The sequence below is a fragment of the Streptomyces sp. NPDC005402 genome (assembly GCF_040606575.1).
Taxonomy (GTDB): Bacteria; Actinomycetota; Actinomycetes; order Streptomycetales; family Streptomycetaceae; genus Streptomyces.
This window is the reverse complement of sequence record NZ_JBEXFB010000008.1, coordinates 329,495-348,561: the sequence shown is the minus strand read 5'-3', so window position 1 is coordinate 348,561 and position 19,067 is coordinate 329,495. Positions and strand designations below refer to the sequence as shown.

The 19,067-nt window shown below is 71.0% G+C and carries 17 protein-coding genes; 10 read left to right on the top strand and 7 right to left on the bottom strand.

Annotated elements, in window-relative coordinates; translation table 11 throughout:
* Nucleotides 1-60: 60 nt before the first annotated feature.
* From ABZT02_RS18685 to ABZT02_RS18675, 3 genes are all read left to right on the top strand, one after another.
* Nucleotides 61-1,761, top strand: coding sequence for a BCCT family transporter (locus ABZT02_RS18685; protein WP_356018989.1), 1,701 nt, complete (start codon nucleotides 61-63; stop codon nucleotides 1,759-1,761).
* A gap of 211 nt (nucleotides 1,762-1,972) precedes the next feature.
* Complete coding sequence (locus ABZT02_RS18680; RefSeq protein ID WP_356018988.1) at nucleotides 1,973-3,001, top strand: oxidoreductase; 1,029 nt, start codon at nucleotides 1,973-1,975, stop codon at nucleotides 2,999-3,001.
* 48 nt (nucleotides 3,002-3,049) lie between these two features.
* Nucleotides 3,050-4,690 carry an ABC-F family ATP-binding cassette domain-containing protein gene (locus tag ABZT02_RS18675; RefSeq protein ID WP_356018986.1) on the top strand — a complete coding sequence of 547 codons (1,641 nt, stop codon included), beginning with the start codon at nucleotides 3,050-3,052 and terminating at the stop codon, nucleotides 4,688-4,690.
* Between the two features lie 63 nt (nucleotides 4,691-4,753).
* Here the strand turns inward: ABZT02_RS18675 and ABZT02_RS18670 are convergent, their stop codons facing one another.
* The 3 genes from ABZT02_RS18670 to ABZT02_RS18660 all read right to left on the bottom strand — a co-directional run bounded on the left by ABZT02_RS18670 (nucleotide 4,754) and on the right by ABZT02_RS18660 (nucleotide 8,310).
* Complete coding sequence (locus ABZT02_RS18670) at nucleotides 4,754-7,126, bottom strand: Tex family protein (protein WP_356018985.1); 2,373 nt, start codon at nucleotides 7,124-7,126, stop codon at nucleotides 4,754-4,756.
* A 94-nt stretch (nucleotides 7,127-7,220) separates the two neighbouring features.
* Nucleotides 7,221-7,352, bottom strand: coding sequence for an LPFR motif small protein (locus ABZT02_RS18665; protein WP_256122763.1), 132 nt, complete (start codon nucleotides 7,350-7,352; stop codon nucleotides 7,221-7,223).
* Nucleotides 7,353-7,440: 88 nt separating this feature from the next.
* Nucleotides 7,441-8,310 carry a hypothetical protein gene (locus ABZT02_RS18660; protein ID WP_356018984.1) on the bottom strand — a complete coding sequence of 290 codons (870 nt, stop codon included), beginning with the start codon at nucleotides 8,308-8,310 and terminating at the stop codon, nucleotides 7,441-7,443.
* 127 nt (nucleotides 8,311-8,437) lie between these two features.
* Here ABZT02_RS18660 and ABZT02_RS18655 point away from each other — a divergent pair, with 127 nt between their 5' ends.
* Together ABZT02_RS18655 and ABZT02_RS18650 are read left to right on the top strand one after the other, a co-directional pair.
* Nucleotides 8,438-9,397: a GlxA family transcriptional regulator gene (locus tag ABZT02_RS18655; protein WP_356018982.1), complete on the top strand. Its 960-nt coding sequence runs from the start codon at nucleotides 8,438-8,440 to the stop codon at nucleotides 9,395-9,397.
* Between the two features lie 11 nt (nucleotides 9,398-9,408).
* Nucleotides 9,409-10,059, top strand: a complete 651-nt coding sequence (locus tag ABZT02_RS18650) for a DJ-1/PfpI family protein (RefSeq protein ID WP_356018981.1) — start codon at nucleotides 9,409-9,411, stop codon at nucleotides 10,057-10,059.
* Here the strand turns inward: ABZT02_RS18650 and ABZT02_RS18645 are convergent.
* Nucleotides 10,031-10,795 (bottom strand): enoyl-CoA hydratase-related protein, encoded by a 765-nt coding sequence (locus tag ABZT02_RS18645; RefSeq protein WP_356018980.1) that lies wholly within the window; start codon nucleotides 10,793-10,795, stop codon nucleotides 10,031-10,033. The two genes, ABZT02_RS18650 and ABZT02_RS18645, sit on opposite strands and share 29 nt — an antisense overlap.
* A gap of 229 nt (nucleotides 10,796-11,024) precedes the next feature.
* On the opposite strand from ABZT02_RS18645, the gene ABZT02_RS18640 reads away from it, so the two are divergent.
* Nucleotides 11,025-11,579: an ATP-binding protein gene (locus ABZT02_RS18640; protein ID WP_356018979.1), complete on the top strand. Its 555-nt coding sequence runs from the start codon at nucleotides 11,025-11,027 to the stop codon at nucleotides 11,577-11,579.
* A gap of 13 nt (nucleotides 11,580-11,592) precedes the next feature.
* Here ABZT02_RS18640 and idi read toward each other — a convergent pair whose 3' ends face one another.
* From idi to galE, 3 genes are all read right to left on the bottom strand, one after another.
* Nucleotides 11,593-12,186 carry an isopentenyl-diphosphate Delta-isomerase gene (gene idi / locus ABZT02_RS18635; protein WP_356018978.1) on the bottom strand — a complete coding sequence of 198 codons (594 nt, stop codon included), beginning with the start codon at nucleotides 12,184-12,186 and terminating at the stop codon, nucleotides 11,593-11,595.
* Nucleotides 12,187-12,391: 205 nt separating this feature from the next.
* Nucleotides 12,392-13,333 carry a cation diffusion facilitator family transporter gene (locus ABZT02_RS18630; RefSeq protein WP_356018977.1) on the bottom strand — a complete coding sequence of 314 codons (942 nt, stop codon included), beginning with the start codon at nucleotides 13,331-13,333 and terminating at the stop codon, nucleotides 12,392-12,394.
* 144 nt (nucleotides 13,334-13,477) lie between these two features.
* Complete coding sequence (gene galE, locus ABZT02_RS18625) at nucleotides 13,478-14,446, bottom strand: UDP-glucose 4-epimerase GalE (RefSeq protein WP_356018976.1); 969 nt, start codon at nucleotides 14,444-14,446, stop codon at nucleotides 13,478-13,480.
* Between the two features lie 277 nt (nucleotides 14,447-14,723).
* On the opposite strand from galE, the gene ABZT02_RS18620 reads away from it, so the two are divergent.
* The 4 genes from ABZT02_RS18620 to ABZT02_RS18605 are packed head-to-tail and all read left to right on the top strand — an operon-like array spanning nucleotide 14,724 to nucleotide 19,066.
* Nucleotides 14,724-16,511, top strand: coding sequence for a DUF5941 domain-containing protein (locus ABZT02_RS18620; protein WP_356018975.1), 1,788 nt, complete (start codon nucleotides 14,724-14,726; stop codon nucleotides 16,509-16,511).
* On the top strand, nucleotides 16,508-17,260 hold the full coding sequence (locus ABZT02_RS18615; protein WP_356018973.1) for a phosphocholine cytidylyltransferase family protein: 753 nt from the start codon (nucleotides 16,508-16,510) through the stop codon (nucleotides 17,258-17,260). Before ABZT02_RS18620 ends, ABZT02_RS18615 begins: the two co-directional genes overlap by 4 nt.
* A complete protein-coding gene (locus tag ABZT02_RS18610) occupies nucleotides 17,248-18,309 on the top strand; it encodes an iron-containing alcohol dehydrogenase family protein (protein ID WP_356018972.1) in 1,062 nt (353 codons plus the stop codon). The genes ABZT02_RS18615 and ABZT02_RS18610 overlap by 13 nt, the downstream gene beginning before the upstream one ends.
* Nucleotides 18,287-19,066 carry a CDP-alcohol phosphatidyltransferase family protein gene (locus ABZT02_RS18605; protein WP_356018971.1) on the top strand — a complete coding sequence of 260 codons (780 nt, stop codon included), beginning with the start codon at nucleotides 18,287-18,289 and terminating at the stop codon, nucleotides 19,064-19,066. Before ABZT02_RS18610 ends, ABZT02_RS18605 begins: the two co-directional genes overlap by 23 nt.
* The last annotated feature ends 1 nt before the right edge of the window (nucleotide 19,067 follow it).

Genomic DNA, 19,067 nt, shown 5'->3' with positions numbered 1-19,067 from the left:
AGGTCCTGGGGAACTGTGTGAATACCGGAGTATCCACCGCCCCTGGGGAAGGTGCCGCAGATGACTGAAGACCTGAAGAAGAGAGGCGGCCGGGAAGGGCCCGCGGGCATTCTCGGCCACGAGACCGACCGGGTGGTGTTCGGTGTCACCGCCGTCATCACGCTGGCCTTCGTGATCTGGGGCTGGGCGGCGACGGACTCCCTGGAGGACGTCTCCACCACGATGCTCAACGGGCTGATCCACAACGGCGGCTGGGCCTTCATGCTGGCCGCCTCATGCTTCGTGGTGTTCGCCCTGTGGCTCGCGATGAGCCGCTACGGCCGCATCCACCTGGGCGCCGAGGGCGAGGAGCCCGAGTTCAAGACGGTGTCCTGGGTCGCGATGATGTTCAGCGCGGGCATGGGCATCGGCCTGATGTTCTACGGCGTCAGCGAGCCCCTCTCGCACTACACGACCCCGCCCCCGGGCACGAACCCCGCCAACTCCGGTGAACGCATGGAGACGGCGATGGCCACCACCCTCTTCCACTGGACCCTGCACCCGTGGGCGATCTACGCGGTGGTCGGCCTCGGCATCGCCTACAGCACCTTCCGAAAGCGCAGGCGCCAGACCATCAGCGCCGTGTTCACCCCGCTCATCGGGGAGAAGCACGCGAACGGCACCGCGGGCCGGGTGATCGACATCCTCGCGATCATCGCCACCGTCTTCGGCTCCGCGGCCTCCCTCGGTCTCGGCGCCCTCCAGATCGGCTCCGGTTTCCAGGAACTGAACTGGATGGACGACGTCAGCACCGGCCTGCTCGTCACGATCATCGCCGTGCTGACCCTGGCCTTCGTGCTCTCGGCCGTCTCCGGCATCGAGCGGGGCATCCAGTGGCTGTCCAACACCAACATGGTGCTCGCCCTGATCCTCGCGGTGTTCGTGTTCATCGCCGGTCCCACGATCATCGTGCTCGACCTGCTGCCCACCTCGGTCTTCTCCTACCTCGGCGACCTGCCCCAGCTCGCCGGCCGCACCGAGGCCAGCGGCGGCAAGGGCGTAGCGGACTGGCTCGGCAGCTGGACCGTCTTCTACTGGGCCTGGTGGATCTCCTGGACGCCCTTCGTCGGCATGTTCATCGCCCGGATCAGCCGCGGCCGCACCATCCGGCAGTTCGTCGGCGGCGTCATCCTCGTGCCCAGCACGGTCAGCCTCGTCTGGTTCGCGATCTTCGGCGGTACGGCCATGAAGCTGAAGGAGGGCGGCGCGCTCGGCGGCGAGGACACGCCCGAGGGCCAACTCTTCGGCGTGCTCCAGGAGTTCCCCGTCGCCACCGCGACCAGCCTCCTCGTGATGATCCTGGTCGGCATCTTCTTCGTCTCGGGCGCCGACGCCGCGTCCATCGTGATGGGCACGCTCTCCCAGCGGGGCGCCCTCGAACCCGGCCGTTTCGTCGTCGTGTTCTGGGGTGTCGTCACAGGGGCGGTCGCCGCCATCATGCTGCTCGTCGGCAGCGGCCAGGGCGACGCGCTCACCGGCCTGCAGAACCTCACGATCCTGGCCGCCGCGCCCTTCGTCCTCGTGATGATCGGCATGTGCGTCGCCCTCATGCGCGATCTGCGCCGGGACCCGCTCATCGTGCGCGGCGAGATGGGCTCCGAGGCCGTCGAACTCGCCGTGATCGAGGGCCACCGCAAGTACGACGGCGACTTCGGGATCCAGATCGGTCCCGGCCCCGGCACGGAGACGGAGGGCGACCCGCTGGGCCACGACCACGCATGAGTCCGGCACGCGTGCGGAGGAGGCGATGAGGTCGCCTCCTCCGCGCCCCGTCCGGGCACGCCTCGCCGGCTCCTCCTTCGACCACGCGTACGCCGACGACGGCGGCGCGCACGGCCGACTCCTCGCCCAGGTCGGGCGATCCGGGCACCCGCTGCAAGCGGAATACCCCACACCGTGCTCAGACCGCCCAAAAGGCGGGAATACTCACCCCATGTCTGCCGCATACGCGACCTTCGGCCTGGCACCGGCGATGCGTGCCGGTGGAGTCCTCGCCAACGGTGACTTCCAGATACACCGGGACTTCGTGGACTTCATCGTCGACGGCCGCCCGCTCCTCTTCCAGCTCTCCGACCTCGACGCCGTCTCCCCACTCGCCTCCGACGTCCCACCGGCGATCTTCACCGCCCAGGTCCGCAGCCTCCTGGGCGAGACGGACGCCCCGCTTCCGAGCGGTCGTCACGTCATCTACGGCTGCCCCGAGTGCGAGGACCTCGCCTGCGGTGCCGTCACCGCCGTCATCGAGCGGGACGGCGACGACGTCATCTGGCGGGACTTCGCCTGGCAGACCGCGGAGGACGTGGACCTCCGGCTCAACGGCTACCACGGCATCGGGCCGTTCCGTTTCCAGGGCGCCGAGTACCGGGCGGCGCTCGCCTCCCTGCTCCAGGGCGGCAGCGACTCCGAGGGCGCCCGCCGCCGCGTCCTGCTCATCGGCGCCCGCGTCGCCGTCCTCGCCAAACTGGCCGCCGCCCTGCGCACCATCGGCATCGGCGCCGACATCACCCACGGCGTGGCCGACGTCCCCGCCGACGAACTGCGCGGCTACGGCGCCGTAGCCTTCGGCCGCGCGGTCACCGAGGAGGAACGTGCCGCCGTACGACGCTCGTTCCTCCGCGCGGGCGTCGACGTGGCCTACGTGGACGGCCTCGCCCCGATCGTCCCGCTGCTCGTGGCCCAGATAGAGCACGCCCTGGACCGCAGCCCGGTCGAACGGCGTCGGCTGACCCGTCTGGTGGCCGCCGACGGCGAGGCGGGCGTCGAGGTCACCTCGCCGTGCCGGGTGCGCCTGACGGCGTACCGCCTCGACCGGCTGTACCGCACCCACGCCCGGGAGATCTTCGACGGCGTCCTCGAAGTGGGCCGGCACCGGATCGCCCTGGACGCCAAGGCGGTGCGGGGAGAATCGTTCGTGGTGGCACGCACCTCGGGAAGTGTCCTGGTGGAGGCGATGGCCCGCTGAGAACCGGAGCGCAGGGCACCCACCACGGCCATTAGGATCGACGGTCTGATGACTGCCACCCTCGTCGCCAAGAACCTCGCCGCCGGCCACGGCGACCGTTCCCTGTTCAGCGGGCTCGACCTCGTCGTCGCGCCCGGAGATGTGATCGGCCTGGTCGGGGCCAACGGCGCGGGCAAGTCCACGCTGCTCCGGATGTTCGCCGGCCTGCTGGCGCCGGAGGAGGGGGAGCTCAGGCTCTCCCCGCCGACGGCCACCGTCGGACACCTGCCGCAGGAGCCGGAGCGGCGTCCGGGGGAGACCGTGCGCGAGTTCCTCGCCCGCCGCACCGGAGTCGCCGAAGCCCAGCGGGTGATGGACGAGGCGACCCAGGGCCTGGTCGACGGGGCCCCGGGCGCCGACGACGCCTACGCCACCAGCCTGGAGCGCTGGCTGGACCTCGGCGGCGCCGACCTCGACGAACGGGCCGAGGAGGTCGCCGACTCCCTGGGCCTCGCGGTCGACCTGGACCAGCCGATGACCTCCCTGTCCGGCGGCCAGGCAGCCAGGGCGGGTCTCGCCTCCCTCCTCCTGTCCCGCTACGACGTCTTCCTCCTCGACGAGCCGACCAACGACCTCGACCTGGACGGCCTGGAGCGCCTGGAGCGGTTCGTGAAGGGCCTGCGAGCCGGCACGGTGGTGGTCAGCCACGACCGCGAGTTCCTCACCCGCACCGTCACCAAGGTCCTCGAACTCGACCTGGCCCAGCAGCAGATCACCCTCTACGGCGGCGGCTACGAGGCCTACCTGGAGGAGCGCGAGGTCGCCCGCCGGCACGCCCGGGACGACTTCGAGGAGTACGCCGACAAGAGGGCCGCCCTCCAGGACCGGGCGCAGATGCAGCGCTCCTGGATGGACAAGGGCGTGAAGAACGCGCGCCGCAAGGCGAGCAACGACAACGACAAGATCGGCCGCAAGTTCCGCAGCGAGGCCAGCGAGAAGCAGGCCGCGAAGGCCCGCCAGACCCAGCGCATGATCGAACGCCTCGATGTCGTCGACGAGCCGCGCAAGGAGTGGGAACTGCGCATGGAGATCGCGTCGGCCCCGCGCTCGGGTGCGGTCGTCGCGACACTGCGGGACGCCGAGGTCCGCCAGGGCGACTTCGTCCTGGGCCCGGTCTCCCTGCAGATCGACTGGGCGGACCGGGTGGCGGTCACGGGCGCGAACGGCGCCGGCAAGTCCACCCTGCTCGGCGCCCTGCTGGGCCGGGTGCCGCTGACCTCCGGCCAGTCCTCCCTGGGCTCCGGCGTCCTGATCGGCGAGGTCGACCAGGCCCGCAAGCTGTTCCACGGCGAGGAGGCCCTGCTGGACGCCTTCTGCGCGGCGGTCCCCGACACGGAGCCGGCGGACGTCCGCACCCTCCTGGCCAAGTTCGGCCTGAAGGCCGACCACGTCATGCGCTCGGCGGCGACGCTGTCACCGGGGGAGCGGACGCGGGCGGCGCTCGCCTTGTTGCAGGGCCGGGGCGTCAATCTCCTCGTCCTGGACGAGCCCACCAACCATCTCGACCTGCCGGCGATCGAACAGCTGGAATCAGCTCTGGACGCCTATGAGGGCACCCTGCTGCTGGTGACGCACGACCGCAGAATGCTGGACGCGGTGCGGGTGACCCGCCGCCTGGAGGTCTCAGCGGGCAAGGTGACGGAACGCTGACCTACTGAGGGGCGCGGGGAACTGCGCGACCAGCCACAGCCGGCCCGCAGTTCCCCGCTACCGCTACCGCCCCTTTTTCTTGGAATCCAGCAGCCCGGCCTTGCGCAGAGCATCGGCCATCGCACTGTTGCCCGGAGCAGGCGCCTGCTGCTGCCGGGGTTGCTGCCGCTGCCGCTGCTGAGGCGGCCGCCCACCCCGCTGCGGCTGACGGCGTTCCTCTCCGGAGGGCTTCGCCGCCGCTTCGTCGTCGAGCCGCAGCGTCAACGAGATCCGCTTGCGCGGAATGTCGACGTCCAGCACCTTCACCTTGACGATGTCGCCGGGCTTGACCACGTCCCGCGGATCCTTGACGAACGTCTTCGACAGCGCCGAGACATGCGCCAGACCGTCCTGGTGGACACCGATGTCGATGAACGCCCCGAACGCCGCCACGTTCGTCACGACCCCTTCGAGGACCATCCCGGAAACCAGGTCGGAGATCTTCTCGACGCCCTCCTTGAAGGTCGCCGTCTTGAAGGCGGGCCGAGGGTCACGCCCCGGCTTCTCCAGCTCCTTGAGAATGTCGGTCACGGTGGGCAGACCGAACGTCTCGTCCACGAAATCCTGCGGCCGAAGCGAGCGCAGCACACCCGTGTTGCCGATGAGGGAGGCCACTTCCTGCCCGGCGGTCTTCACCATGCGCCGCACCACCGGATACGCCTCCGGGTGCACGCTGGAGGAGTCCAGCGGGTCATGGCCGCCACGGATCCGCAGGAAGCCCGCGCACTGCTCGTACGCCTTGGGGCCCAGCCGGGCCACCTTCTTCAGCTCGGTGCGGGACTTGAACGGGCCGTTCGCGTCGCGGTGCGACACGATGTTCTCGGCCAGCCCGGAGGTGATCCCGGAGACCCGGGAGAGCAGCGGGGCGGACGCGGTGTTCACGTCGACCCCCACGCCGTTCACACAGTCCTCCACCACCGCGTCCAGCGAACGCGAGAGCTTCACCTCGGACAGGTCGTGCTGGTACTGGCCGACGCCGATCGACTTCGGGTCGATCTTCACCAGCTCGGCCAGCGGGTCCTGGAGGCGGCGCGCGATGGAGACCGCGCCGCGCAGGGACACGTCCATGTCGGGCAGCTCCTGCGAGGCGAACGCGGAGGCCGAGTACACGGAGGCACCCGCCTCGGACACCATCACCTTGGTGAGTTTCAGCTCAGGGTGCCTGGTGATGAGTTCACCGGCGAGCTTGTCGGTCTCACGGGACGCCGTCCCGTTGCCGATCGCGATCAGTTCGACCGCGTGCTCCTTGGCGAGCCGGGCCAGCTTGGCGATCGCCTCGTCCCACCTGTTGGCCGGGACGTGCGGGTGGATGACGTCCGTGGCGACGACCTTGCCGGTCGCGTCGACCACGGCGACCTTCACGCCCGTACGGAAGCCGGGGTCCAGGCCGAGCGTCGCGCGCGTGCCGGCCGGGGCGGCGAGCAGCAGGTCACGGAGGTTGGCCGCGAACACGTTGACCGCCTCGTCCTCGGCGGCCGTCCGCAGGCGCAGCCTGAGGTCGATGCCGAGGTGCACGAGGATGCGGGTCCGCCAGGCCCAGCGGACGGTGTCCGTCAGCCACTTGTCGCCGGGGCGGCCGCGGTCGGCGATCCCGAACTTGTGGGCCACGATGCCCTCGTAGGACGACGGCCCTTCCGTGGCCTCCTCCGGCTCCAGGACGAGGTCGAGGACCTCCTCCTTCTCGCCCCGCAGCATCGCCAGGATCCGGTGCGAGGGCAGGGCGGTGAAGGGCTCGGCGAAGTCGAAGTAGTCGGCGAACTTGGCGCCCGCCTCCTCCTTGCCCTCCCGGACCTTGGCGGCCAGCCGGCCGCGCACCCACATGCGCTCGCGGAGCTCCCCGATCAGGTCCGCGTCCTCCGAGAAGCGCTCGGCCAGGATCGCCCGGGCACCGTCCAGCGCGGCCTGCGCGTCCGGCACGCCCTTGTCGGCGTCGACGAACGCGGCGGCCGCGGCGAGCGGAGCGACACCCGGGTCACCGAGCAGACCCTCGGCGAGCGGCTCAAGGCCCGCCTCGCGCGCGATCTGCGCCTTGGTGCGGCGCTTCGGCTTGAACGGCAGGTAGATGTCCTCGAGGCGCGCCTTGGTCTCCGCGCCCAGGATCCGGGCCTGCAGTTCCTCGGTGAGCTTGCCCTGCTCACGCACCGAGTCGAGGATCGCCGCCCGCCGCTCCTCCAGCTCCCGCAGATACCGCAACCGCTCCTCGAGCGTGCGCAGCTGCGCGTCGTCGAGCATCTCGGTCGCTTCCTTGCGGTAGCGGGCGATGAAGGGAACCGTGGAACCGCCGTCGAGCAGTTCCACGGCAGCCTTGACCTGCCGCTCCCGTACGCCGAGTTCCTCGGCGATCCTGCTTTCGATCGACCCTGTGCTGGTGGACCCGCTGGACCCGGGTGTCGTCACGATCCCGTACCGCCTTCTCACTGAGGTTGCGCGGCAATTGTGGCAGGCGGCACCGACAGTCGGGGATCAGGGCGCGGTCATCCGGCCGTGGTCATCAGGCCCTGCGGCTCCTGGTGGAGCTGGACGCACCGCCGAACAGCCGGGCCACGGCCCGGAAGGGCAGGGTCACCACGGTGGCGATGGCGCCACCGATCTGGCGCAGGACGTCTGCGATCGCGCGGAACATGTGCATCCCCTTTCCTCTCCCGGCCACGACGACCGGGAGAAGAACGGGTACCTCCGAGACGGCCCGGCAATCTTCGTCGCCCGAAACTTCAGCGCTTGCCGATCAGGTCCGCGGGATAGGCCCCCGCGACCGCCGCGGCTCGCGCGAACCCCACGGCGAGCTCGGTCAGCCGTCGTACGCCCTCGGCCCCGAGGTGCTCGTACGGGGCCCGGTCCAGCCGGTCCGTCTCCGCCTCGATCTCGTCCCGCAGGGCGGCACCGCGCTCGGTCAGCTCACCGTCGGCGTCCAGCACTCCGCGCTCGCGGAGCCGTCCGACGGCCGCGTCCCACTCCTGTCGCGTCCATCCACGCGTGGTGAACACCCAGGACGGTGTCATGCCCCGGCCCGTCGCGGTGTGGGTCACCAGGGCCTCCGGACCGTCCAGCTCCGCGGACATCAGGGCGGCGAGATGTCCGTCGCCCCGGTGCTCGCGCAGCAGCGTCGCGGCGTGCCAGAACGCCAGGTGGGGCTCCTGGGGCACCGGCAGGTCGGCGTGCGCGGAGTACAGCGGGCGCGCGGCGCGCGAACAGGCCTCCGTGGCCCGGAGGGCGAGCCGCGCGGCCTCGGCCATCTCGTCCGAGGCCACGCTCTCGTCGCCGAGCAGGCGGCGCAGTGTCGCGTCGACGGCACGCACGCGTGCCGCCAGGACCTGTTCGGGCGTGGCGGTCCGCCACACGGCGGGCACGTGCTCGGCCACCAGTTCGTGCTTGTAGTTGTAGAACGCGGCCGTCACCGCCCCCGCACCGACCGGCCCCAGCGCGGCGGCCCGCACCGCGAAGTTGACGGCCCGCGGGTGGGTGACGCCGATCGCGGCCAGCTCCCTGCCCAGATCGGGGGAGAAGTAGTGCGCGGCGTGCAGGGAGTTGAGCGGGTTGTGACAGCGGCGGCCGGCGCGCGATTCCAGGACGGCAGTAGTCATGAGGTGCAGGTTACCGACCGCTTGGTATCCACTCGACGGTGCGTCGACGACGGGTGCGTCCGGCATGGCAGGAAAGGTGGGGAACTCGTCATTGCCGCCATCGCGCCCCGGCTCAAGAATTGGGGGCATGGCGCAGCGAACCGTCCTCTTCGTCCTCTTCGACGGCGTGCAGAGCCTCGACGTCACCGGCCCGCTGGAGGTCTTCGCCGGGGCCGAGCAGCACACCCCGGGCACCTACCGCATCCGCACGGCCTCGCTGGACGGCGCTCCCGTACGCACCTCCAGCGGCCTGACCGTCGTACCGGACGAAGCCCTCGCACAGGCCGATGCCCCGCACACCCTCCTGGTGCCCGGCGGCCAGGGCACCCGGCGCCCCGACGCGCGCCTCACCGAGTGGCTGCGCGAGCACGGGCCCCGGGCCGAGCGCCTGGTCTCGGTGTGCACCGGTGCCATCCGGCTCGCCGAGGCGGGGCTCCTGGACGGCCGCCGGGTCACCACGCACTGGGCGTACAGCGACAAGCTCGCCCGCGACCACTCGGCCGTCGAGGTGGACCCCGACCCGATATACGTGCGCGACGGGCCGGTGTCGACCTCCGCCGGTGTCACCTCGGGCATCGACCTGGCGCTCGCCCTGGTCGAGGAGGACCTGGGCCGTGACACCGCCCTCACCATCGCCCGCCACCTGGTCGTCTTCCTGCGCAGGCCCGGCAACCAGGCCCAGTTCAGCGCCCAGCTCGCCGCCCAGACCGCGCAGCGCGAGCCGCTGCGCGAGGTCCAGCTGTGGATCACCGAGCACCCCGCCGACGACCTGAGCGTCGAGGCCCTCGCCGCCCGGGCCCGCCTCTCGCCCCGCCACTTCGCCCGTGCCTTCCTGACCGAGACCGGCATGACACCGGGCCGGTACGTGGACCGGGTCCGCCTCGAACACGCCCGCCGCCTCCTGGAGGACACCTCGGACGGCATCGAGGAGATCTCGCGCGCCAGCGGCTACGGCACGCCCGAGGGGATGCGCCGTGCCTTCGTCAAAGCCCTCGGCACGGCCCCCTCCGAGTACCGCCGCCGCTTCCACCCGACCCCGGCCCGCTGAAAGGACACCCTGTGCAGATCGCCATCGTGCTCTACGACCGCTTCACCGCCCTGGACGCCGTAGGACCGTACGAGACCCTCGGGCGCCTCCCGGACTCCGAGGTCGTCTTCGTCGCCGAGGAGACCGGTCCCGTCCGGACCGACAGCGGGAACCTCGCGCTCATCGCCGACCGGACCTTGGCTGAAGTGCCGGACCCCGACCTCGTGGTCGTCCCGGGCGGCCCGGGCCAGACCCCGCAGATGACGAACAAGGCCCTTCTCGACTGGATCCGCGCCGCCGACGCCACCAGCACCTGGACCACGTCCGTGTGCACCGGCTCCCTGCTGCTCGCCGCCGCGGGCCTCCTGGAAGGGCGCCGGGCCACCTCGCACTGGCTGGCGCTCGACGAACTGAGGAGGTTCGGGGCCGAGCCGACGGGGGAGCGGGTCGTCACGGACGGCAAGTACGTGACCGCGGCCGGGGTCTCCTCCGGCATCGACATGGGGCTCGCCCTGCTCGGCCGGATCGCCGGCGACTTCGTGGCCCAGGCCGTACAACTGGGTATCGAGTACGACCCGCAGCCGCCCTACGACGCCGGAGCCCCGCAGAAGGCACCCGCGGAGGTCGTCGAGCTGATCCGGTCGAGCAGCCGGTTCATCCTCGGCCAGGAACCGACCACGTGAACTGCGGCTGACGGCGCTCCAGGAACGCGGCGACCCCCTCCGCGGTGTCGCCGCTGCCCCGCGCCTGCTCGATCCAGTAGGCGTCCCGGTCCGTGCGGCCGTTCGCGAACTCCTTCGCCGCGGCCTGCGTCAGCTGCGAGCGGGACGCCAGGATCCGGGTGAACTCCCCGATCCGCTTTTCGAGTTCACCCTCGGGCAGCACCTCGTCGACCAGACCCGTGCGCAGCGCGCGCTCCGCGTCGATCAACTCGCCGGAGAACAGCAGGTACTTGGCGGCGGCCGGGCCGACCAGCGACACCAACCGCCGGGTGGAGGAGGCCGGATACACGATCCCGAGCTTCGCCGGCGTCACGCCGAACAGCGCGCCCTCCTCGGCGAACCGCAGATCGCACGCCGCCGCGAGCTGCGACCCGCCGCCCACACAGTGCCCCCGGACCGCCGCCAGCGTCGGCTTCGGAAACGCGGCGAGGGCCTCCTCGGCGCGCACCGCGAGCCCCTGCGCCTCCTCCGGTGACCGAGTCAGCGTGGAGATGTCGGCGCCCGCACAGAACGTCTTGCCCTCGCCGGTCAGCACGAGCGCCCGGACGCCCGGATCGGCGGCCAGCGTGTCCAGCAGCGGCGGCAGTGCCCGCCACATCGCGGCCGTCATGGCATTACGCTTGGCCGGATGGTGGACCACGACGGTGGCGACCGAGTCGACGACGGTGTGCAGCAGCTGCGGCTCCGAGAGCTCCATGCGTCGGATGCTAGCCGTACGCCTCGACCGTACTGTGCGCGAGATCCTCTGTACGGTCACCGAACAGCAGGAGAGCGCCGCCACATCGCCACGACTTGATGAGTTCCGTACGGAATCGGTCAGGGACACTCGATATGCGCTGACTTCTGTTCAGGTCTCCGGAGTGGAGTGACGCGCTACCAACACTCGACATGTGGTGACAATCGAGCGCAAGGGTGGCGACCGAAGAATGGACGACCATGGGCGCGGGTCCGGCCCTCGCCCGACGGACAGCGGAGAGGACCCCCTCGAACCGGACCCCCGCAACCCGGACCCCCGCGAACCGGGCCCCCTCGACCCGCGCACGCCGGATCCATTGCCGTACGAGGGTGTGTGGCGGTTCACCGCCCCCGCTGTCGACGCGTCGGTGCCGCAGGCGCGACACGCCGTGCGGGACCTGCTGTACCGCCAGGGAGTGCCCGTCTCGGACGACCTCGTCCAGGGCCTTTTGCTGATCGTGTCCGAGCTGGTGACGAACGCCGTCCGGCACGCGGCCCTGCTCTCGCCCATGCTCGCCGTGGAGGTAGCCGTGGGCGCGGAGTGGGTGCGGGTGTCCGTGGAGGACAACCACCCCTACCGCCCGACCGCCCTGGAGACCGACCACAGTGGCGAGGGTGGCCGGGGACTGCTCCTGGTCCGCGAGATCACCCGGGAGGCGGGCGGTGCCTGCGACGTCGAGCACACGGCCGGCGGCGGCAAGGTGATCTGGGCCGCCCTGCCGCTCAAGGCCGTGCGCGTGCTCTGAGGGCCCGGAAACCTCACCAGCCGGCGGAGGGGCCCGTCAGCTCCCTGACCGCGGGACGGGCCGCGTCCAGCACCGTCATGAACCAGGACGAGAAGGTGTCCTTCGCGTGCCGCTCCGCCAGCTCGGCCGGGGTCACGAAGGCGGTCGTGGCGACCTCCTCCGGGTCGGGGCCGAGCGGGGACTGCACCATGCCGACGAAGAGGTGGTTGTACTCCTGCTCGACCAGGCCTGAGTCCGGGTCCGGGTGGTTGTAGCGGACCGTGCCCGCCTCGGCGAGCAGCGACGGGGAGACGCCCAGCTCCTCGTAGGTGCGCCGGGCCGCCGCCGCGAAGGGCGCCTCGCCCGGGTAGGGGTGGCCGCAGCAGGTGTTGGACCACACGCCGGGGGAGTGGTACTTGCCCAGCGCGCGCTGCTGGAGGAGCAGCCGGCCCCGCTCGTCGAAGAGGAACACCGAGAAGGCGCGGTGCAGCTGTCCCGGCGGCTGGTGGGCGGCGAGCTTCTCCGCGGTGCCGATCGTCACACCCTGCTCGTCGACCAGTTCCAGCAGGATCGCGTTCGCGGCGCCGTTCGACGGAGTGTGCGTCGTGGTGGCAGGTGTGGTCGGCATACCCATCCTTCACATCGGTCTTCGCGCCCCAAGTGTGCCGCACGATTCCGGCACTCCCGGCAGTTGATCGTGCCCGGCGCGGCGGGTGGGGAACCGCTCGGGGCGGGGCTGTGGGGTGGAGGACGCAAAGGTGCGCCGGATCGCTGCATTCCGTCAGAACGGGCGTTTCATGCACCGTACATGTGTGTCAGTGGTGCGGCAGCGATCAGTGGCACAGGTGCGCCTCGTGCTCCGCGTGCCCGCCCGGCTCCAGCTGGAAGGTGCAGTGCTCCACGTCGAAGTGGTCGCCGAGGCAGTTCTGGAGCTCGTGCAGCATCTTCTCGTGGCCGATGGCGCTGAGGACGTCGGAGCGCACCACCACGTGGGCGGACAGTACCGGCATGCCCGAGGTGATCGTCCAGGCATGCAGGTCGTGGACGTCCTCGACGCCGTCCAGGGCCAGGATGTGGTTCCGCACCTCCGTCATGTCGACATCCTTGGGCGCCGACTCCAGCAGGACGTCCAGCGTCTCGCGCAGCAGCTTGAAGGTGCGCGGCACGATCATCACGCCGATGACGAGCGAGGCGATCGGGTCGGCGGCCTGCCAGCCCGTGGTAAGGATCACCGCTGCCGAGACGATCACCGCGAGCGAGCCCAGCGCGTCCGCCGCGACCTCCAGGAACGCCCCACGCACGTTGAGGCTCTCCTTCTGGCCGCGCATCAGCAGGGTCAGCGAGATCATGTTCGCGACCAGGCCGATCGCGCCGAACACGATGGTCAGCCCGCCCTCGGTGTCGGCCGGCGTGACGAACCGCTGGATCGCCTCGTAGAGGACGTAGCCGCCGACGCCGAGCAGCAGCAGACAGTTCGCGAGGGCCGCGAGGATCTCCGCGCGGGCGTACCCGAAGGTGCGGTTGCCGGTCGGCGGGCGGTTCGCGAAGTGGATCGCGAGGAGGGCCATGCCGAGGCCCAGCGCGTCCGTCGCCATGTGCGCCGCGTCCGCGACCAGGGCGAGGGAATCGGCGACGATACCGCCGACGATCTCGACCACCATGACGGTGAGCGTGATCGACAACGCCACCCGCAGCGTGCCGACGTACGCGGCGGTCGCCGTACCGCCGGTCGGCGCGTGCGAGTGCGCGTGCCCGTGATCGTGCCCTGCCCCCATGGAAGCCGCCTCCTACGCGTTGACCCGGAACAGCCTGCCCGGGATCACAGTGAACTACGGGTGGGGGGTATCGGGCAACGCGGCACTGAACACCGTTGTCATGTGCCCTGACCTGCGGAAACGAAGCGCAGGTCAGGGAGAGCCTCAGTCGTGGTGCAGCAGCCAGCCGCGCCAGGCGGACTCGATCATCTCGCGCACCCCTCGCCGCGCGCTCCAGCCGAGCGTCTCGGCGGCCCGGGCGGCCGAGGCCACCGAGACCGGGGCGTCCCCGGGACGCCGGGGCTCCACGACCGCGGGCCGTCGGTCTCCGGTCACCTCGCCGATCACCGTGACCATCTCGCGTACGGACACGCCCTCGCCGCGACCGATGTTGACCGTCAGATCCCCGCGCTGTCCGCCGTCGGACAGCCGCCGGGCCGCCGCGAGATGCGCCTCGGCAAGGTCGGACACATGGATGTAGTCACGGACGCAGGTGCCGTCCGGCGTCGGATAGTCGTCGCCGAAGATCCGCGGGGCCTCGCCGCGGGTGAGCCGGTCGAAGACCATGGGGACGATGTTGAAGACGCCGGTGTCCGCGAGCTCCGGCACCGCGGCCCCGGCGACGTTGAAATAGCGCAGGCACACGGTGGAGATCCCGTGTGCCTGTCCGGCCGCCCGCACCAGCCACTCCCCGGCGAGCTTGGTCTCGCCGTAGGGGTTCACGGGGGCGCAGGGCGTCTCCTCGGTGATCAGTTCCACAGCGGGGTTGCCGTAGACGGCCGCCGACGAGGAGAAGAGGAAGCGCTCGATCCCGGCCTCCGCGACCGCCTCCAGCAGGGTCGCGAGCCCGCCGACGTTCTCCTGGTAGTAGCGGGTCGGCTGCGCCACCGACTCGGCGACCTGCTTGCGCGCCGCGAGATGCACCACACCCGTCACCGCGTGCTCGGCCAGCACCCGCTTCAGCAGGCCGCCGTCCAGCGAAGAGCCCCGGATCAGCGGCACGTCGGCGGGGAGCCGCGCGGGCACCCCGGCCGAGAGGTCGTCCAGGACGAGCACCCGTTCCCCGGCCCCCGTCATGGCCCGCGCCACATGCGCCCCTATGTATCCGGCACCGCCGGTGATCAGCCACGTCATGGTCGTCCACCCTATGCCGAGGCTCCCGGACCCTCACGATGTCCTGGATGTCCGCTCTGTGGGGCGCGGTTTGTGGGCGGGGGCCCGGATCACCGATGATGATCGCGGCAAAGGCCGGGGGAGACGCTGTTGATCGGTCCGTTAACGGGCGGTGAACGCCGCCTTCTTGGCATCCGATAGCCTCTGCCGACATGCCGCCCGCCTGGTCCAGCCAAGGGGCGCCCCCATCGTGCACATGACCGGCGCCCGCGCGTCGGCACCCAGGGAGTGAGTTCGGTTGTCGACCGCCATCCTCACCGGTCAGCCGGTCCCCGGTTCGTCGATCGAGGGTGATCTGCGGTCCCTCGGCTTCGACGTGCGGGTCGCCGTGGACGCCGCCGACGCCGAGCGGCTGGTCGCCGAGGCACCCGGTGATCAGCGCGTCGCCCTCGTCGACGCCCGCTTCGTCGGCCACGTGCAGGCGCTGCGCCTGGGTCTCACCGACCCGCGCTTCTCGCTGGCCGCGCTGCCCGGTGCCGTCACCGCGCAGCCCGACGGCCGGACGACGCTCACCAGGGCCCTGGCCCGCGAGAACTCAACGGGCGGCGGCACGGCGGTCGCCGTGGACAGCCTCCCCGACCGTGTCGTCACCGCGCTGGCCGGCGACGGCGCCGAGGTGTACCGCCCCGAGCTCGGCAGCCTGGTCGCCGCCGTCCCCGCCGACCCGCAGGCCCGCAACGAGGCACGGCAGGCCGTCGCGGACGTCGACGACGAGGCGGTACGCCTGAAGTCGGCCGTGAAGTCACGGGACGGCTTCTTCACCACCTACTGCATCAGCCCGTACTCCCGCTACCTCGCCCGCTGGTGCGCCCGCCGCGGCCTGACCCCCAACCAGGTCACCACGGCCTCCCTGCTCACCGCGCTCATCGCGGCGGCCGGCGCGGCAACGGGTACGCGCGGCGGCTTCATCGCGGCGGGCGTCCTGCTGATCGCCTCGTTCGTCCTGGACTGCACCGACGGCCAGCTCGCCCGCTACTCCCTGCAGTACTCCACGCTCGGCGCCTGGCTGGACGCCACCTTCGACCGGGCCAAGGAGTACGCCTACTACGCCGGCCTCGCGCTCGGAGCGGCCCGCGGCGGCGATGACGTATGGGCCCTCGCGCTGGGCGCGATGATCCTCCAGACCTGCCGCCACGTCGTCGATTTCTCCTTCAACGAGGCCAACCACGACGCGACCGCCAACACCAGCCCCACGGCGGCCCTTTCGGACAAGCTCGACAGCGTCGGCTGGACGGTCTGGGTACGGCGGATGATCGTCCTGCCCATCGGCGAGCGCTGGGCGATGATCGCGGTGCTCACAGCGGTCACGACTCCGCGGATCACCTTCTACGTCCTTCTCGTCGGGTGCGCCTTCGCGGCGACGTACACCACGGCGGGCCGGGTGCTGCGCTCGCTGACCCGGAAGGCACAGCGGACGGACCGGGCGGCGCAGGCGCTGGCGGACCTGGCGGACAACGGCCCGCTGGCCTCTCTCGTGGCGCGTGCCACCCGTGCCCGCCTCGGCGCCCCGCTGCTCGTCGCGGCGGCCGGGACCGCCGTCCTCGCGGTCTCTCTTTTCTCAGGGGTCACCTGGGCACCCGTCGCCGGTGCCTTCGTCTACGCGGTCGCCGCCGGTCAGGCGCTGTACCGCCCCCTCAAGGGCTCCCTCGACTGGCTCGTCCCCCCGCTCTTCCGCGCCGCCGAATACGGCACCGTCCTCACCCTGGCGGTGAAAGCGGACGTGAACGGAGCCCTTCCCGCGGCTTTCGGCCTGGTGGCCGCCGTCGCCTACCATCACTACGACACGGTGTACCGCATCCGCGGCAACGCCGGAGCGCCCCCGGCCTGGTTGGTGCGCGTTGTCGGGGGACATGAAGGACGGACGCTGCTCGTCACCGTCCTGGCGGCGCTGCTCAGCGCCTCGCAGTTCACGGTCGCGCTCACGGTCATGGCCGTGGCCGTGGCCCTGGTGGTGGTCGCCGAGAGCATCCGCTTCTGGGTGTCCGCTGGGGCGCCCGCCGTACACGACGAAGGAGAAACCGCATGATCGGCCTTGTGCTGGCGGCCGGCGCCGGACGGCGTCTGCGTCCCTACACCGACAGCCTTCCCAAGGCTCTGGTGCCGGTGGGCCCCGCGGGCATAGAGGGCGAACCGACGGTTCTGGACCTCACCCTCGGCAACTTCGCCGAGATCGGTCTGACCGAGGTCGCGGTCATCGTCGGCTACCGCAAGGAGGCCGTGTACGAGCGCAAGGCGGCGCTGGAGGCGAAGTACGGCCTCAAGCTCACCCTCATCGACAACGACAAGGCCGAGGAGTGGAACAACGCCTACTCCCTGTGGTGCGGCCGTGACGCCCTCAAGGACGGCGTGATCCTCGCCAACGGCGACACCGTGCACCCCGTCTCCGTCGAGAAGACACTGCTCGCCGCCCGCGGCGAGGGCCGGCGCATCATCCTCGCCCTGGACACGGTGAAGAACCTCGCCGACGAGGAGATGAAGGTCGTCGTCAACCCCGAGCGGGGCATGACGAAGATCACCAAGCTGATGGACCCCGCCGAGGCCACCGGCGAGTACATCGGTGTCACCCTCATCGAGGGCGACGCCGCCCCCGAACTGGCCGACGCCCTGAAGACGGTCTGGGAGACCGACCCGCAGCAGTTCTACGAGCATGGCTACCAGGAGCTCGTGAACCGCGGCTTCCGCATCGACGTCGCGCCGATCGGCGACGTCCCGTGGGTGGAGATCGACAACCACGACGACCTCGCCCGTGGACGGGAGATCGCGTGCCGGTACTGACAAGGCTGATTCCCTCGCCGGTCGTCGTGGACATCCGCCCGGGTGCCCTCGAGGACCTGGCCTGCGTGCTCGCAGACGAGCGGATCTCGCACTCCGGAAAGCTGGCCGTCGCGGTCAGCGGCGGCTCGGGCGCGAGGCTGCGCGAACGCCTTGAGCCCTCCTTGCCCGGGGCCACCTGGTACGAGGTCGGTGGCGGCACCCTCGACGACGCGATCCGGCTGGCCGGCGACATGAAGGCCGGTCACTACGACGCGGTCGTCGGCCTCGGCGGCGGCAAGATCATCGACTGCGCCAAGTTCGCCGCGGCACGCGTCGGCCTGCCCCTGGTCGCCGTACCGACCAACCTCGCGCACGACGGCCTCTGCTCGCCCGTCGCGACCCTGGACAACGACGCGGGCCGCGGTTCCTACGGCGTGCCCAACCCGATAGCGGCCGTCATCGACCTCGACGTCATCCGCGAGGCCCCGGTGCGCTTCGTGCGCGCGGGCATCGGCGACGCGGTCTCCAACATCAACGCGATCGCCGACTGGGAGCTGGCGAACCGCGTCAAGGGCGAGAAGATCGACGGACTCGCGGCCGCCATGGCCCGCCAGGCCGGCGAGGCCGTACTCCGGCACCCGGGCGGAGTCGGGGACAACGACTTCCTCCAGGTGCTCGCCGAGGCCCTGGTCCTCACCGGGGTCGCGATGTCGATCTCGGGCGACTCACGGCCCGCGTCCGGCTCGTGCCACGAGATCAACCACGCGTTCGACCTGCTCTACCCCAAGCGTGCCGCCGCCCACGGCGAGCAGTGCGGCCTGGGCGCGGCCTTCGCGATGTACCTGCGCGGAGCCCACGAGGAATCGGCGTACATGGCCGAGGTACTGCGCAGGCACGGCCTTCCCGTGCTGCCGGAGGAGATCGGCTTCACGCCCGCGGAGTTCGTCCGCGCCGTGGAGTTCGCTCCGCAGACCCGCCCCGGCCGCTACACCATCCTCGAACACCTCGACCTCAAGACCGACCAGATCAAGGACATCTACACCGACTATGTCAAGGCCATCGGTAGCTGAACTCCGTCCGGTCGTCCACCCCGCAGGGGTCAAGGACCGGCGCAGCGGTGAGCACTGGATGGGGCGCCTCTACATGCGTGAGGTGTCCCTGCGGGTGGACCGCTACCTGGTGAACACCAGGGTCACGCCCAACCAGCTCACGTACCTGATGACCGTCTTCGGTGTCCTCGCGGCCCCGGCACTCCTGGTGCCGGGGATCCCGGGGGCCGTGCTCGGCGTGGTGTGCGTCCAGATGTATCTGCTGCTCGACTGCGTCGACGGCGAGATCGCGCGCTGGAAGAAGCAGTACTCGCTCAACGGCGTCTACCTGGACCGCGTCGGCGCGTACCTGACCGACGCGGCCGTGCTCGTGGGCTTCGGTCTGCGCGCCGCCGACCTGTTCGGCAGCGGCCGTATCGACTGGCTGTGGGCCTTCCTCGGCACCCTGGCCGCGCTCGGCGCGATCCTGATCAAGGCGGAGACAGACCTCGTCGGTGTCGCCCGCCACCAGGCCGGCAAGCCGCCCGTGCAGGAGGCGGCCGCCGAGATGCGCTCCTCCGGCATGGCGCTGGCCCGCCGGGCCGCCGCCGCCTTCAAGTTCCACCGGCTGATCCTCGGCATCGAGGCGTCCCTGGTGATCCTGGTCCTCGCGATCGTGGACCAAGCGCGCGACGACCTTTTCTTCTCGCGGCTCGGTGTCGCGGTGATGGCCGGTATCGCCCTGCTCCAGACCCTGCTGCACCTCGTGTCGATCCTCGCCTCCAGCAGGCTGAAGTGAG